Annotated in this window: 16 protein-coding genes and 1 pseudogene; 6 read left to right on the top strand and 11 right to left on the bottom strand. The window is 73.4% G+C overall.

Features of this window, described 5'->3' with window-relative positions; genetic code table 11:
* Positions 1 to 11: 11 nt before the first annotated feature.
* Positions 12 to 860 (bottom strand): undecaprenyl-diphosphate phosphatase, encoded by an 849-nt coding sequence (locus ACZ6ZR_RS28055; RefSeq protein ID WP_465646940.1) that lies wholly within the window; start codon positions 858 to 860, stop codon positions 12 to 14.
* Between the two features lie 142 nt (positions 861 to 1,002).
* Positions 1,003 to 2,634, bottom strand: a complete 1,632-nt coding sequence (locus tag ACZ6ZR_RS28050) for a CocE/NonD family hydrolase (protein WP_465646905.1) — start codon at positions 2,632 to 2,634, stop codon at positions 1,003 to 1,005.
* Between the two features lie 81 nt (positions 2,635 to 2,715).
* Here ACZ6ZR_RS28050 and ACZ6ZR_RS28045 point away from each other — a divergent pair, with 81 nt between their 5' ends.
* From ACZ6ZR_RS28045 to ACZ6ZR_RS28030, 4 genes are all read left to right on the top strand, one after another.
* A complete protein-coding gene (locus ACZ6ZR_RS28045; RefSeq protein ID WP_465646903.1) occupies positions 2,716 to 3,423 on the top strand; it encodes a TetR/AcrR family transcriptional regulator in 708 nt (235 codons plus the stop codon).
* Positions 3,424 to 3,647: 224 nt separating this feature from the next.
* Complete coding sequence (locus tag ACZ6ZR_RS28040; protein ID WP_465646901.1) at positions 3,648 to 4,526, top strand: aldo/keto reductase; 879 nt, start codon at positions 3,648 to 3,650, stop codon at positions 4,524 to 4,526.
* Positions 4,523 to 5,356, top strand: coding sequence for a DUF3626 domain-containing protein (locus ACZ6ZR_RS28035; protein ID WP_465646899.1), 834 nt, complete (start codon positions 4,523 to 4,525; stop codon positions 5,354 to 5,356). Before ACZ6ZR_RS28040 ends, ACZ6ZR_RS28035 begins: the two co-directional genes overlap by 4 nt.
* Positions 5,357 to 5,485: 129 nt before the next feature.
* A complete protein-coding gene (locus ACZ6ZR_RS28030) occupies positions 5,486 to 6,757 on the top strand; it encodes an alpha/beta fold hydrolase (protein ID WP_465646897.1) in 1,272 nt (423 codons plus the stop codon).
* A gap of 102 nt (positions 6,758 to 6,859) precedes the next feature.
* On the opposite strand, the gene ACZ6ZR_RS28025 is transcribed toward ACZ6ZR_RS28030, so the two are convergent.
* The gene (locus ACZ6ZR_RS28025) at positions 6,860 to 7,747 is read right to left on the bottom strand and encodes an SDR family NAD(P)-dependent oxidoreductase (protein ID WP_465646895.1); all 888 of its coding nucleotides are present in this window, start codon (positions 7,745 to 7,747) and stop codon (positions 6,860 to 6,862) included.
* A gap of 52 nt (positions 7,748 to 7,799) precedes the next feature.
* Here ACZ6ZR_RS28025 and ACZ6ZR_RS28020 point away from each other — a divergent pair, with 52 nt between their 5' ends.
* Positions 7,800 to 8,414, top strand: coding sequence for a CGNR zinc finger domain-containing protein (locus ACZ6ZR_RS28020; RefSeq protein ID WP_465646893.1), 615 nt, complete (start codon positions 7,800 to 7,802; stop codon positions 8,412 to 8,414).
* A 45-nt stretch (positions 8,415 to 8,459) separates the two neighbouring features.
* Here the strand turns inward: ACZ6ZR_RS28020 and ACZ6ZR_RS28015 are convergent, their stop codons facing one another.
* The 3 genes from ACZ6ZR_RS28015 to ACZ6ZR_RS28005 form a co-directional block, all read right to left on the bottom strand.
* Positions 8,460 to 8,981 carry a YbhB/YbcL family Raf kinase inhibitor-like protein gene (locus ACZ6ZR_RS28015; protein WP_465646891.1) on the bottom strand — a complete coding sequence of 174 codons (522 nt, stop codon included), beginning with the start codon at positions 8,979 to 8,981 and terminating at the stop codon, positions 8,460 to 8,462.
* Between the two features lie 157 nt (positions 8,982 to 9,138).
* Complete coding sequence (locus tag ACZ6ZR_RS28010) at positions 9,139 to 9,792, bottom strand: GNAT family N-acetyltransferase (RefSeq protein ID WP_465646889.1); 654 nt, start codon at positions 9,790 to 9,792, stop codon at positions 9,139 to 9,141.
* 80 nt (positions 9,793 to 9,872) lie between these two features.
* On the bottom strand, positions 9,873 to 10,253 hold the full coding sequence (locus ACZ6ZR_RS28005; protein ID WP_465646887.1) for a TipAS antibiotic-recognition domain-containing protein: 381 nt from the start codon (positions 10,251 to 10,253) through the stop codon (positions 9,873 to 9,875).
* Positions 10,254 to 10,844: 591 nt separating this feature from the next.
* On the opposite strand from ACZ6ZR_RS28005, the gene ACZ6ZR_RS28000 reads away from it, so the two are divergent.
* Positions 10,845 to 11,222 (top strand): nuclear transport factor 2 family protein, encoded by a 378-nt coding sequence (locus ACZ6ZR_RS28000; RefSeq protein WP_465646886.1) that lies wholly within the window; start codon positions 10,845 to 10,847, stop codon positions 11,220 to 11,222.
* 64 nt (positions 11,223 to 11,286) lie between these two features.
* On the opposite strand, the pseudogene ACZ6ZR_RS27995 reads toward ACZ6ZR_RS28000, so the two are convergent.
* The 5 genes and pseudogenes from ACZ6ZR_RS27995 to ACZ6ZR_RS27975 all read right to left on the bottom strand — a co-directional run.
* Positions 11,287 to 11,404 (bottom strand): annotated as a pseudogene (locus tag ACZ6ZR_RS27995) (IS630 family transposase); the annotation flags it as partial.
* An 85-nt stretch (positions 11,405 to 11,489) separates the two neighbouring features.
* Positions 11,490 to 12,353: a 5-oxoprolinase subunit C family protein gene (locus ACZ6ZR_RS27990; RefSeq protein WP_465646938.1), complete on the bottom strand. Its 864-nt coding sequence runs from the start codon at positions 12,351 to 12,353 to the stop codon at positions 11,490 to 11,492.
* Positions 12,354 to 12,424: 71 nt separating this feature from the next.
* Positions 12,425 to 13,057, bottom strand: a complete 633-nt coding sequence (pxpB, locus tag ACZ6ZR_RS27985; protein ID WP_465646884.1) for a 5-oxoprolinase subunit PxpB — start codon at positions 13,055 to 13,057, stop codon at positions 12,425 to 12,427.
* Positions 13,057 to 13,833, bottom strand: a complete 777-nt coding sequence (locus ACZ6ZR_RS27980; protein WP_465646882.1) for a LamB/YcsF family protein — start codon at positions 13,831 to 13,833, stop codon at positions 13,057 to 13,059. Before ACZ6ZR_RS27980 ends, pxpB begins: the two co-directional genes overlap by 1 nt.
* A 199-nt stretch (positions 13,834 to 14,032) precedes the next feature.
* Positions 14,033 to 14,575 (bottom strand): hypothetical protein, encoded by a 543-nt coding sequence (locus ACZ6ZR_RS27975; RefSeq protein ID WP_465646880.1) that lies wholly within the window; start codon positions 14,573 to 14,575, stop codon positions 14,033 to 14,035.
* Positions 14,576 to 14,610: the final 35 nt, after the last annotated feature.

Below are 14,610 nucleotides of genomic sequence, written 5' to 3'. Positions count from 1 at the left end.
CCGACGCTCCGTCAGTGCGCCGCGGGGCTACCCGCGTCCGGCGTCAGCGTCCCGACGCTCACCAGGACGATGATCAGGATGCCGAGCGCGATGCGGTAGACCACGAACGGCATGAAGCTGTGGTGCGAGATGTACTTCAGGAACCACGCCACCGCCGCGTAGCCCACCACGAAGGCGATGCCGGTGGCCAGCAGGGTCGGCCCCCAGGCCGGGGCCGGCCCCTCGCCGATCTTGAAGAGCTCCAGCACGCCGGAGGCCAGCACCGCGGGGATGGCCAGCAGGAAGGAGTAGCGGGCGGCCGCCTCGCGGCTGTAGCCGAGGAAGAGGCCGGCCGAGATGGTGCCGCCGGAGCGGGAGACGCCGGGGATCAGCGCCAGCGCCTGGGCGAAGCCGTAGCCGAGGGCGTGCGGCAGGGTGAGCTCGGAGATCGGCTTGGCGTTGCGGACGGCCCGGGTCCGGTCGGCCACGGCCAGGATCACGCCGAAGAGGATCAGCGTGGTGCCGATCACGCGCAGGTCGCGCAGGCTGCTCTCGATGGTGTCCTGGAACAGCACGCCGAAGATCCCGATCGGCAGCGTGCCGAGGATCACGAACCAGCCGAGCCGGGCGTTCGGGTCGCTCCGCCGGTTCTTGTCGAAGAGCGCGGCGACCCAGGCGGTGATGATCGCCCAGATGTCCTTGCGGAAGTAGATCAGCACCGCGGACTCGGTGCCCAGCTGGGTCACGGCGGTGAACGCCGCACCCGGGTCCTCCCAGCCGAACAGGGCGGAGAACACCCGGAGATGGGCGCTGGAGGAGACCGGCAGGAACTCGGTGAGCCCCTGGATCAGTCCGAGGACGGTGGCTTCGAACCAGTCGATCACCGGGCACCCGCCGGGGTCGTCTGGAGGGGGGTGCGCATCTGCTGGTGATCCTGTTCTGCTGACGGGTGGTCCGGAGCGCGATGCTAGCGGTTCCAGGTGTACGGCGGAGCCCCGGGGCGGCCCTGCGGCTGACGGCGACTCAGGACTCCACGGTGACCCGCAGCACCGAGCCCGGGTGCAGGGTGGCGCGGGCCGGGACCAGCCGGGTGGCGGTGGTGTCGGACTCGCCGGTGCCGGAGTTGCGGGCGTAGCGCGGGTGCGGGGCCGGGCTCAGCTGGAGCCGCAGCCGGTGCCCGGCGGCGAGGCGGTGCCCGGTGGGGTCCAGGGTGACGGTCAGGGCGGCCGGCCGGTCGCCGCCGGGGGTGAGCCGCAGCACTCCGTCGGTGAGGTGGACCGCCCGCCCGCGCGGGTCGACGGCGCAGAGCCGGGCGTACAGGTCGAAGTGGCCCGACTCGACCAGCAGGTCGACAGAGGCCGGGCCGAGCAGCCGGAGCGGCTCGGCGAGTGGCTCGGTGTCCAGGCTCAGCACCCCGTCCCGCCGGCCGAGCGCGTCCACCCGGCGGGGGCCGGCCTGCTGGGAGAGCAGGGCGCCGCCGACCGAGGGCACCGGCGCGGCGGGGTCGGCCCGCAGGCGCAGCGGTTCCGCCCCGGGCCGCTCGGCCAGCCTGCTCCCGTCCAGGTGGAACAGCAGTTCCCGGCCCGGTGGGGGCCAGTCGGCCAGCTCCCGCCAGCCGTCCCCGGTCTGTACCCGGACCGGCTGTGACCGCAGGCCTGACGGGTCGTCGGCCAGGTGGGCGCGGAGCCAGGCCAGGCTCTCCCGGAAGCTCTCGGGCCAGCCGGGGCCGAGGGTGGAGGTGTGCGTCCAGGGCCCGACCAGCAGCGAGCGGGGCGCCCCGGCCTCGCCCAGCCGCTCCCACTGCCGCAGGGTCTGCCCGAGGTTGACGTCCCACCAGCCGGTGACCAGCGCCGTCGGCACCGCTGTCCGCCCGGCCACCGACCCGAGGTCGGCGCCGTGCCAGTACGGGTCGCCCGGCTCCGGATGGTCCATGGCCTTCTCCAGGAAGTCCGCCGGCCCGCCCGTTCCGGCGGTGTACGCCTGACGGAGCGGCAGGCCCCGGGTGGCGGCGCGCAGGTGGCGTTGCAGGCGCGCGGCGGCGCGCATCAGCGCACCGAAGCCGTGCCGGAAGTGGAGCAGGCCGACGGAGGCGACCAGCGCGTTCTCCAGGTTGAACACGCCCGGGGTGCCGGGGGAGCCGCCGGTTCGGAAGAAGCCGTACGGGTCGTGGATGCCGTTGTGCACCACCATGGCGCGCAGCTCCGGCGGCGGGTCGGCGGCCAGCGCCCACTGGACGTAGCCGAGGTAGCTGGGGCCGATGGTGCCGAGCGCCCCGTCGAACCAGGGCTGCCCGCGCAGCCAGTCCACGGTGGCCAGGCCGTCCTCCTGTTCGTCCCGCCAGGGGGTGAAGGTCCCGCCGGAGCCGCCGGTGCCCCGGCAGCTCTGGATCAGCACGTTGAACCCCTGCTCGGCCAGCGCCAGCCCGTACAGCGGGGCCCAGGGGAAGCCCCGGCCGTAGGGGGAGCGGAGCAGCACGGTCGGGAACGGGCCGGGGCCGAGCGGGAGGTGGTGGTCCGTCAGCAGGACGGTGCCGTCGGCGGCGGGCACCTCCAGTGCGGGCCGGTACCGGGTCTCGAAGCGCTTCGGGGGCAGGCCGCGCTGGGTGCGGCGGACCAGGCGGGCGGTCCTGGGCGGGCGGTGGGTGGTCTCGGGCATCGCGGGCCCTCCTCTTTTCCGTACGTTGTACGAGAATAGCGAGTGCTTGGATGGGAGTCACCCCTGAGAGAGGAGCGGACCGTGGCGGAGGGCATCGACCCGGAGCGGCTCTGGCTGACGCCGGACCGGTTGGACCGGCCCCGGCTCGGCCGACGGCCCCGGCACAGCCGGGAGCAGATCACCGCCGCCGCCGTCGAACTGGCCGACCAGGAGGGCCTGGCCGCCGTCACCATGCGGGCGGTCGCGGTCCGGCTCGGGGTCGGCACCATGTCGCTCTACAGTTACGTGCCGGACAAGGACACCCTGCTGGAACTGATGGTCGACCAGGTCTCCGGCGCCCTGCCCGCGTCGCCCCCGAGCGGCGACTGGCGGGCCGACGTGCAGGCCATGGCCGAGGCCCAGCGCACCCTGATGCACCGTCACCCCTGGCTGGTCGCCGCTCTGCCGCAGCGCCGCACCATCGGCCCCGGCACCCTGGCCGCCCTGGAGCACGCCCTGACCGTGCTCGCCCCGACCGGTCTCACCGGCGCGGCCCGTACCGAGGTCTTCGCCCTGGTCAGCGGCTTCGTGGCGAGTCATGTCGGCCACGAACTGGCCCAACGCCGCGCCCTGGAGGGGACCGACCCGGCCGAGTTCGGCGCCGCCCAGTTCCGCTACCTCACCACTATGGCCGCCACCGGCGCCTACCCCCAACTCGCCGCCGCCCTCACCGAACCCCCGTCCCCCGCCGACCCCGACGCCACCTTCACCCGCCTCCTCGACCGCCTCATCGAGGGTTTGACGCCGTAGGCGTCAGGGGCGCGGGGAACTGCGCGCAGCGGAAGGTGAAGACCCGTGTGTCGGGTACGGAGATCCACTTGCACGTCAGCGCCCGTACCCGGCACACGGGTCAGTGCCTCCCGCTGCGCGCAGTTCCCCGCGCCCCTGAAACCCGACAGTGATGCCGCGTCCTCGAGGGTGGCCCGCGAACAAACCCCGTGTACCTGCGCGGAGCGCCGTGGCATCATCCGTCGGTGATCACTGCAGCCACCTCCGGTACCTGGACCCTCGGCGACTTCCCCGTGCACCGCCTCGGCTTCGGCGCGATGCGCCTGACCGGCAGCGCCGCCTTCGACCTCGGCGCCCCCAGCGACCGCGCGCGCTCCCTCGCGGTGCTCCGCCGCGCGGTCGAGCTGGGCGTCAACCACATCGACACCGCCGCCATCTACTTCTCCACCCTCCGCTCCGCCAACGAGCTGATCAACAGCGCCCTCGCCCCGTACCCGGACGACCTCCTGATCTCCACCAAGGTCGGCCCGGTCCGCGACGTGACCGGCGAGTGGCTGGACTGGGCCCGCCCGGACCAGCTGCGCGGCCACGTCGAGGAGAACCTCCGTCAGCTCGGCCGCGACCACCTCGACCTGGTCAACTACCGCACCAACGGCCGCGCGTCGGTCGCCGAGCACTTCGGCGCCCTCGCCGAACTCCGCGAGGCCGGCCTGATCCGCCACCTCGGCCTCTCCAACGCCGACACCGCCCAGCTCGCCGAGGCCCGGCAGATCGCCCCGGTGGTCTGCGTGCAGAACCGTTTCGGTCTGGGCGCCACCCCCGCCCAGCGCGCCGTGCTCGACGCCTGCGGTGAACAGGGCGTCGCCTTCGTCCCGTTCTTCGCCATCGCCGGCAAGGGCGCCGAGTCCGGAGCCGAACACGCCGACGGCCCCGCACTCCTCGCCGTCGCCGAGGCGCACGGCGCCACCCCCGCCCAGATCCGACTGGCCTGGACCCTCGCCCAGGGCCCGCACGTGCTGGCCATCCCCGGCACCGGCAACCCCGCCCACCTGGAGCAGAACGTGGCCGCCGGAGCGATCCGTCTCACCGAGGCCGAACTCGCGAGCCTGGACGCCGAAGCGTGACGGACACCCCCGCCGACCTGGCGATCCGTCACGTCACCGCGCTCTCCCGGGGCGCGCCCCTCCCCGCCGGCCTGCGGATCACCCTCAACTTCCACCCCGACCGGACCGCCGACGGCCGCCCGATCCTGGCCGCCCTCGCCCAGGACGGCAGCTACCACTCGCAGTTCGTCACCGGCACCGGCAACGGCGGCCTGACCGCGCACCCCGGCGGCGACCGCTGGAAGTGGGAGAGCCGGATCTTCGGCGGCGCGTACGACCAGGCCCCGGCCGCGGACCGCCCGGTGTACGGCGCCCTCGACTTCCGCCACCGCCCCTACGGCGCCGCCCCGCGCTTCGGCTCCGCCTTCTTCCGCCTGGGCGCCTCGGTGCTCGGCCGCACCACCTTCTGCTACCCGGACAGCTACCTGGAGCCCGAACACTTCGGCACCGCCGAGCGGATGGCCCTGATCGAGCTGGCCGAGGCGGACGACCAGGACGTCCTGGACGACTACGTCGAGGCCCACGTCCACGGCGGCGTCCGCCTCGCCCACGAGGTGGAGGCCCTCGTCCTCGACCCCTGCTACCGGGGCACCGACATCGAAGCGGCCGCAGCCGCGCTGCCCTGCCCCGTCGAGTACCACCCGGGCCTGCGGCTGAGCACCGAGGTGCTGCGCCGTCACCCCGACTACCGGGGACCGGAGTTCGTCGAGCTCGGCCTCGCGCTGGCCCGGGACGGCCACCTCGACCCGCTGGTCCTCGGCGAGGCGGCCCGCTCCGGCGAGCACGACCCGCAGGCCCTCAAACGCGTCTGGCACTACCTGGCCCGCTTCGGCGGCCCCCGCACCGACTGACGGACCCTCACCTCCCCTCGGCCCGGCCCCAGCTCTCCCCGACCGAGGCGGAGGCCCCCGAGGCCCGTCGGCTCGACGCCCTCCACCACGCGCCGACCCGCTGGCCGGCCCCACCGACCGGAGCACCCCGTGACCACCACCGCCCTCCTCCCCGTACCCGGCGCCACCCTCCACCACGAACGCCGCAGCTCCGGCCCGGTCCTGCTGCTGATCCCCGGTGGCGCGGGCGACGCCGGCCTCTTCGCGGGCATCGCCGACACCCTCGCCACCCACTACACCGTGGTCTCCTACGACCAGCGCGGCCTCTCCCGCAGCCCGCTCGACGGTCCGGCCGCCGACCAGCAGGTGGAGGTGTGGGCCGAGGACGCCCGCCGCCTGCTCGACCTGCACTCCCCGGACGAGCCCGCGTACGTGCTCGGCACCAGCTCCGGCGCCATCACCGCCCTGATGCTGGCGGCCCGTCACCCCGACCGCGTGCACCGGGTGGTGGCCCACGAACCGCCCCTCACCGCCCTGCTCTCCGACCCCGGGCCCGCCACCGCCCTCTACACCGAGGTCCGCGACCTCCACCGCACGTCCGGGGTCGGCCCCGCCATGGCCCGCTTCGCCGAGGGCCTCGGCGGCGGCCGCCGGGAGGAATCCTCCGCACCCACCGAACTGGCCCCCGCCATCCGGGAGATGGCCACCCGGATGCACGCCAATCTCCCCTACTTCCTGGAACACGTCCTGGTCCCGTTCACCTCCAGTGCCCCGGACCTGCCCGGCCTCCGCAAGGCGGCCGGCCGACTGGTCCTCGCCGTCGGCCGCGACTCGGTCGACCAGCCCGCCCTCACCGGCCCGGCCCACCGGCTCGCCGAACTGCTCCCCGCCCCCGTCGCCGAGTTCCCCGGCGGCCACCTGGGCTGCACCACCCACCCGGCCGAGTTCGCCGCGCGGCTGCTCACCCTGCTCGACGGTGCGTCAGCTACCGTCCCCGGCATGGACATCGACGCTCTCCCCGTCTTCGAGTTCGCCTTCCCCGGCCCGCTCCGCGACCAGCTGGTCGCCGCCGTCCTCTCCGGCGCCAAGACCACCACCACCGGCCTGGCCGTCGACTACGCCACCACCGGCGACCCCCTGCCCCGCGCCGGCCACCGCGCCGCCGTCATCGACTCCGACGGCCGTCGCGTGGCCGTCATCGAACTCACCGAGGTCCGCGTCCTGCGCCTCGCCGACGTCGACCTCCGCCATGCGGTCGACGAGGGCGAGGGCGACGAGACGGTGGCCCAGTGGCGCGCCAACCACGAGTCCTTCTGGCACGGCCCCGAAGTCCGCGCCGAACTCGGCGCCGACTTCACCGTCGACGACGACACCGAGATCGTCGCCCAGCGCTTTCACGTCATCCGGCAGGCCACCACCTGACACCCCGTCGGCGAGCGCGGGCTCGTGGTAGGACAGGGGGACGGGTCGAAGCCATCTGCAGTGGCTTCGACCCGTCCCCCTGTCACGACCGGGTGGCGAGGACTACCGGTCGACGGCCTCGGTCAGATGCTGCCAGCCGTCCAGCTCCGCGAGCCGCGCCTCCAGGGCGGGGCGCATGGTCGTCGCACTGGAGGCGCCGAGGGCCAGGCGCAGCGGAGGTTTGGGGCTGTCGACCACGGTCCGGATGCCTTCGGCGATCCGCGCCGCATCGGCGAACGCGGACGCCGGCAGCTCTCCGATGCCCTTCTGGACCTCGCGGACGGTCCGGTCGTAGTCGCCGAGGCCGGCCGCGACATCGAGGTTGGCGAGGAAGGGCGTCGCGGCGAACCCGGGCTGGATGATCGTGACCTTGATGCCGAGCGGTGCCACCTCGGCCGCGAGCGCGTCCGACAGCCCTTCGACCGCGTACTTCGTGGCGGCCAGCAGACCCACGCCGGGATGGGCGGACTGCCCGTACACCGACGAGCCCTGGAGGACGTGCCCGGACCGCTGGGCGCGGAACACCGGCAGCGTCGCGCGGAGCACGTTGAGCACCCCGAAGACATTGGTGTCGAACACGGCACGAGCCTGAGTGTCGGAGACCTCCTCGACGGCCCCGAACAGCCCGTATCCCGCGTTGTTGGCCACGACGTCGATCCGGCCGAACCGGGCGAGCGTGCTCTCCACCGCGGCCATGACGGCCCGTTCGTCACGCACGTCAGCCGGGATGAGGAGGAGGCGCTCACCGTGTGCCTGCGCCAGGTCCGCCAGGGGGGAGGTGTCGCGGGCGAGGGCCGAGACGGTGTCGCCGTTCTCCAGTGCTTGCAGGGTCAGTTCGCGGCCGATGCCGGACGTCGCGCCGGTGATCAGCCAGGTACGGGGATTGGTAGCTCGATTCATGTTGCGACCGTATGGCTTTAGGTCGCAACGAGTCAACCTTGATCGGCTCATGCGTTGCGCTCTACCTGGATTAGCTCCTATCCGTCTGATGTACTGTGGGAGGATGGCCGCCGTGACACCCGGATCCCCCGAACCCAGCAGCCCGCGCCCCCTCGCGCCGACGGTGGAGACCGTCCTCGCGTTCGTGAACACCCGCGCGAACGGAGGAGGGCACCCCGAACTGCTCGCAGACGGGGACGCGTTCGCGGCATGGCTGGCGGAGCACGACTCGTTCGGCGGCGAGACGGTGGTGACCGACGCCGACGCCGCGGCCGCCCGCGAACTGCGCGACGCCTTGGCGACCCTGTTGCTCGCACACTCGGGCGACGAGGAGAGCCTCGGCGAACCGCTGCTGCGGGCCGAGCAGTACCTCCGGCGCATCGGTCCGCTCTACCCGCTGGCACCGGTGGTGACGGCCGGCGGCGTGGAACTGGCCTCGACGCAGGACGGAGCGCCGCGCGTCTTCGGCACCGTCCTGGCTGCGGTGACGACCTTCGCCCAGCGCGGCGACTGGGCACGCGTCAAGGCCTGCCGGAACCCGCCGTGCCACTTCGGCTTCTTCGACCGGACGCGCAACGGGGGAGGGCTGTACTGCAGCACCGGCTGCGGCTCGCAGGTGTCCATGCGCAAGCACCGCCAGCGGCAGCACGACGGCCGCGAGGCGGCGGGCGAGGCCTGAGGCCGCCCCTCCGTCGAGGAGGGACGGCCGCGCCCGAGGCCGGACCTACCGGTTCTCGTACTCCGCCACCAGGACGGCCCGGGCGAGGGCGAAGAAGCCCAGGGCGCCGCTGATGGCCGCCGCCGAGGTGTCCGCGTCCGGGCCCAACTTCTCGACCGGGAGCGCGTGCACGGTGAACACGTACCGGTGCGGGCCGTGCCCGGGCGGCGGCGCGGCACCCCCGAACTCCTTGGTCCCGTAGTCGTTGCGCCCGTGCACCGCACCCTCCGGCAACCCCGGGAAGACACCGCTGCCCGCACCGGCCGGAAGCTCGGTGGTGGTGGCCGGAAGGTCGAAGAGCAGCCAGTGCCACCACCCGCTGCCGGTGGGGGCGTCGGGGTCGAAGCAGGTCACCGCGAAGCTCTTGGTCTCGGCCGGAAAGCCCGACCACGCGAGCTGCGGGGAGAGGTTGCCGCCGTCGAGCGTCTGGGCCGGCAGCAGCGTGCCGCCGTCCTTCACGTCCTCACTGGTGACGCTGAACGCCGGTACGGGGCGCAGGAATTCATGGGGCAGCGGAGGCCTGGTCATGGCGGGTCTTCTCCCTGGTCGGAACGGGTACCGGCGGAGACTAGCCCGACCGGCCCGCGCCACGCCCACGTCCTTTTGAATACCCGTTCCGCGCCGGTCGGGCCGCTAAGCTGGGAACCCGAAAGGCCGCAGTCCCGAAATCCGGTCTGAGCACTCGTCACGAAGCGGGCGGCAGACCGAACATCGGCAGACAGGGAGCCAGCCCCTCGACCTCGACGGGGATCTGCTCCTGCTGCTCCCACCGTTCCCGGATCAGCCGCAGCCGCCGCGTCGTCACGGGCCGCCCGCGCACCACGTTCCGGTCGATGCCGTCGGGCTCGTAGCCGTGCTTCCGAGACACCGCGTATGAGGAGGGGTTGTCCTCGAAGGCGCCCGACCGCGCCTCCTCGGCCCCCAGGCCGGCGAAGGCCAGCCGCAGCACGGCGGCGCGCATCTCGGTGCCGATGCCCTGGCCCTGGTGCGCCGCTCCGAGCCAGGAGGCGCTGCTCACCTGCCGCAGCACGGCGAACTCGCGGGCGGCGAGGGTCTGGAGACCGACGACCCGGCCGCCCTCGAACACGGTCAGGTTCAGGGCCCAGTCCTGCGGAGACCAGTCCCCGCGGCGCAGCCAGTGGTGCTGCACCACCGAACGGGCCCGATCCGCCGGAGGGAGGTCGGTCCACGCGTGCAGGAAGGGCATCCGCTCCGGCGCGTGGACACCTGCCGCCGCCAGGTCGGCCAACGCGGCCAGTTCCTCGTCGTCGGGCAGTCGGAGTTCCAGGCGGGGCGTACGGAGGCGTAGGCCGAGCAGCGGCCAGTGGTCGATCAACATGTGCCATTGTCGGAGCCGCCGCCGACTCCCGTCATCCGGATTTCCCGAGCGGACCGGACCCGGTGGCGGCCGTGACCGCCCTACGAGGCGAAACCGGCGGCCCGTTCGGCGAATATCCTCATGGCGTCACCCAGGAACTCCACCAACCTGGGGTCGTAGGAATCGTGAAACGCCCTCATGGCGTCGTCTTCCGCATAGAAGAGCGCCATGCCGACGTAAGCTTTCCTGCTGGGCTTGTAGAAGCGGCAGGCGATGTCGAAGTGCCTGCGGACGAGCTCCTGGACTTCGGGATCGCCGGGCTGTGAGCCGTCCAGGCGGGCTGCAATCTCCCGGTACAGCGCGTCCCAGTCCTGGTGCACCTGGTCTCTGTCCACATGCGCCCAATTGCCGGTCTCGGCAAGACTCTTCGCCTGTTCTTCGGCCAGCGACCGGCGGCACTCGTCCTCGTACTGATTTTCCATGGCACCAATTCTCATCGCTTCTTGCATCTCCAGGCGGATGCTGACATACAGTCACATGTCCGGCAAGCCATTAATCCCCGTGCGCCCCAGGCCCCGAGTGCCGGACCAGCGCCGGCGCCAACTCGCCGGTCGGGCAGCGGTGAGCAGGAGCGGGCTGGCTCAACTCATCACCCGTCGAGGCGACTTCGACGGCGGATCCGGTGCGCTGGCGGTGCTGCGTCGACGGCACGCGGAGACCAGCCAAGGACGACGCGCAGACGGTCCGTCAGGGGGCGTCGAAGGGGGGCGATGATGCGCAAGCGTGCGGGTAGGCGAACAGTGGTACGACAGCGTGGTTTTCGGGTTGCTCCGCGATGAGTGGGCGGCACACCGCGCGTCACCACACGCCATCCCTTAGCAGCAGCTTCCGGGCTGACCTTCGGCCAGAGCTCACCTGGGTCCGGTGAACCGGGGAACGGTCGCTGTCGCCCGGCCGGCGGACGATCGCTTCCGGCCCGTCAGCCGCTGGGAACTCGCCAGGCGGCTCGCGGAGTTGCTCGACGAGGCGGTTCGTGGGACGAGCGCACGCGAAGCGGCTGGTATGACTGGGGTATGCAGGAAGAGACCGCACGCTCCGCGATCGACACGTTCATCTCCGCGTTCAACGCCTCGGACGACAGCTATGTGACTGCCCTGCTCCCCCAGGCCCTGACCTCAGACGTGGTCTTCTGGGGGCCGTTGGGTCGCAGCGAAGGAATCGCGGCGGTCGAGCGGTTCGTGCTGGACATCCGGCGCCACCCGGCGGGGCCCGGCACGATGGTGCGCTGCTCAGCGGTGGACATGCCTGACGAATGGGCCCGGTACCAGTGGGTCTTCACCACGCCTGATGGAGGCCCCCGCCTGGCGGGTACGGACGTCGTCCATCTGCGACGGGGCCTCATCGACCAGTTCATCGTCTTCGCGGGGGAGATCGAGCCGTCCGCCTCCTGAGTCATCCCTCTGTCGCCGGAACGTGCCCCGTCGGCATTCGGCGGGGGCTGCTGTTCACGGTTGGTCAGGCTGCGGTGCGGAGGGGGCGTCCGCCCCGGGCGGATGCCCTTTTCGCTGCGGATGCGGGCGCGCTCCTTGCGTTGGGCGGCGAGTACGTCGCAGTGGCGGGCGTTGGTGCTGCGCCGGCCCGAAGCCGGTCGGCTCCGCGAGACGGCGGGCCACACCACCCGCGAACTGGGCCCCTGCGGCCGGCGCTCCGGCGGTGGGTCAGAGGACGAAGCGCAGCGGGGTGCCCGGGCGGGCCTGGGCGGCGCCCGCGAGGTCGGCGGCCGGGACGACGCCGATCACCGGGTAACCGCCGGTGGTGGGGTGGTCGGCGAGGAAGACCACGGGGCAGCCGTCGGGCGGGACCTGGACGGCACCCAACACCATGCCCTCGCTGGGCAGTTCGGCCGTCCGCCGCCGAGGGAGGGCCGGGCCCTCGGTCCGCAGGGCGATCCGGTTGGACGCCGCCGCCACCTCGTACCGGGCGCGGGCCAGCAAGCGGAACGCCTCCGGAGCGAACCAGTCGTCCCGGGGCCCCGACAGCAGCCGCAGTACCAACTCGGCCGGGGGAGCGGGCAGTACGGCCGGCCCGTCGTACGGCGGCAGCGGAGAGGGCGTCCCCACGGGCAGCAGCTGACCGGCTGTCAGTGGGGCCGGGCCGAGCCCGGAGAGCAGGTCCGTCGAACGGCTGCCCAGCGTCGGCGCCACGTCCAGCCCGCCCGCCACCGCCAGGTAGCTCCGGACGCCGTACGTGGCCGGCCCGACCTCGACCAGCGCCCCGTCCGGCACCGCCACCGCCGCACCCCAGGCCGCCGCCCGCCCGTCCACCCGGACGGCCGCCGGAGCCCCCGTCACCGCGACCACCACCCGCCCGACGGCCTGCAGTGCGACCCCGCCGAGCGTGGTCTCCAACCCGGCAGCGCCCTCGGGATTGCCCACCAGCCGGTTCCCGGCCCGCAGCGCCGGCTCGTCCAGGGCCCCGCCCCGGGGCACCCCCAGGTGCGCGACCCCGCGCCGCCCCAAGTCCTGAACCGTCGTCAGCGGCCCGGGCCGCACCACCACCAGCCCGCTTTCGGAGGAGGTCACCCCGGGATCACCGCGCACGTCCGGCGCGTCCCCGGGGTGACCGTCGTCCTCGGCGCGCGAAGCGAATCGCGTCACGCCCCCGCCTCCGGCACGAACCGCACCCGCGTCCCCGGCGCCAGCAGCGCCGCCGGTTCCCGCTCCGTGTCCCAGAGCACCGCCGAGGTCCGCCCGATCAACTGCCACCCGCCCGGCGAGGACCGCGGATACACCCCCGTGTAGGGCCCCGCCAACGCCACCGACCCTGCCGGGACGGAACTGCGCGGGGTGGCCCGCCGAGGCACGTGGTACCGCTCCGGAAGCCCCGTCAGATACCCGAATCCAGGGGCGAAGCCGCAGAACGCGACCCGGTACTCCACCGCCGAGTGCAGCGCCACCGCCTCCGCCACCGACACCCCCCACAGCCCGGCGACCTCCGCCAGGTCGGCGCCGTCGTACTCGACCGGCAGCGACACCAGCGGCCCGTCCCCGGCCGGACGCCCCGTCAGCCGCCAGCCCGTCAGTTCCCGCCGCAGCGCCGCGACGTCCGCGACCCCGTCCAGCAGCACGGTCCGCGCCGCCGGCACGATCTCCGCCACCTCCGGCAGCGAGCCCCGCCGGGCCAGCAGCTCGGCGTACAGCGCCTCCACCACTGCCCCGTCGGCCGCCTCCACCAGCAGCGCGTCCGTGCCCACCGGCCGGAACACCAACCCCCCGTCCGAGCCCATCAGACGAAGGCCTCTACCCGCACCCCCGCCGAGGCCAGCGCACCCCGCACCCGCCAGGCCAGCTGCGCCGCCCCCGGGGTGTCCCCGTGCACGCAGAGCGAACGCGCCTCCACCGCCACCGGCTCGCCCCCGACGGCGGTGACCAGCCCGTCCCGGGCGATGCCGACGGCCCGGGCGATCACCGCCTCCGGGTCGTGCAGGACGGCCTCCGGGTCGCGTCGCGGCACGAGGGTGCCGGCCCAGGTGTAGCCCCGGTCGGCGAAGGCCTCGGTCACCACCGGGAGGCCGACGCCCTCGGCGACGGCGAGCAGCCGGGAGCCGGGGAGGCCGAGCACCGGCAGCGGGCCGTCGCAGACCGCCCCGGCCCGCAGCACCCCGGCCACCACCGCCTCGGCCTGTTCGGAGTCGCCGACCACCCGGTTGTAGAGGGCGCCGTGCGGTTTGACGTAGCTGACCCGGGATCCGGCCGCGCGGGCGAAGACCTGGAGCGCGCCGATCTGATAGGCGATCTCGTCGGCCAGCTCCTCGGAGGGGACCTCCATCGCGCGGCGGCCGAAGCCGGCCAGGTCGCGGTAGGAGACCTGGGCGCCGATCCGGACGCCGCGTTCGGCGGCCAGCGCGCAGACCCGGCGCATGGTGGACGGGTCGCCGGCGTGGAAGCCGCAGGCCACGTTGGCGCTGGTGACCACGGAGAGCAGGGCCTCGTCGTCGGTCAGGGTCCAGCGTCCGAACCCCTCGCCGAGGTCCGCATTGAGATCGATCACCGCTTCGGTCACGCCAACACCCTCACGCCAAGACCCTCATGCCAACGCCCGTCTCCCGCCCGGCTCCTGGGGTGATCGTAGGGCCTGCGCAGGGGCGCGCACGCACCTGACCCGATGCCGGAGCGCGCACCCGCCGGGTGCGCGCTCCCTCGGATGGAGGAACGTTTCCTCTCAAGTGCCCCAACCGGTCGGCCGGACGGGTGAGCCCCCGTCAGACGGTCGTGACCCTGGGCTCCCGGCGCAGTGCCTCGGCCCACTCCAGCCGCTTGATCCCCCGCAGCACCACCAGCAGCGGCACCGCGCCGAAGACCCCGAACGACATGTCGACGAATCGCCATGCCAGCGGGATCCCCCGCAGCGGCCCGCAGATCAGCGCCAGCGGGATGATCGCCGCGCAGGCGATCAGGGCCCAGCGGATCACCCAGATGTTCCGCACCGGGTCCTTGAGCGGCCCCCAGAACGCGACGGCGATCACCAGGTGGGCGAAGGCCAGCCAGTCGGTGCCGTACGCCAGGAAGGGGTACCGGACGTTGGCGTCGGCCACACCGTCGCGGACCCGTTCGGCCCAGACGAGCACGTCCGGGAAGTGGCCGATCAGCGGCGCCCGCTCGACCAGCGAGACCAGCCAGCGGGTCTCGGTCTCCAGCGGAAAGGCCGTCAGGCCGCTCACCGCGAGACAGACGATGAAGATCCAGATCCACCGGCGGACGTGCCGGAGCGTGCTCGCCTCTGCGGCCTGCTCGTCCTCGGTCATGGTGCCAACCCCCAAGCGGGTAGTGCGGATCGGGT

Source organism: Kitasatospora sp. NPDC088742, assembly GCF_055584905.1.
The sequence above is the reverse complement of the archived record's forward strand: the minus strand, read 5'-3'. Positions and strand labels throughout refer to the sequence as shown.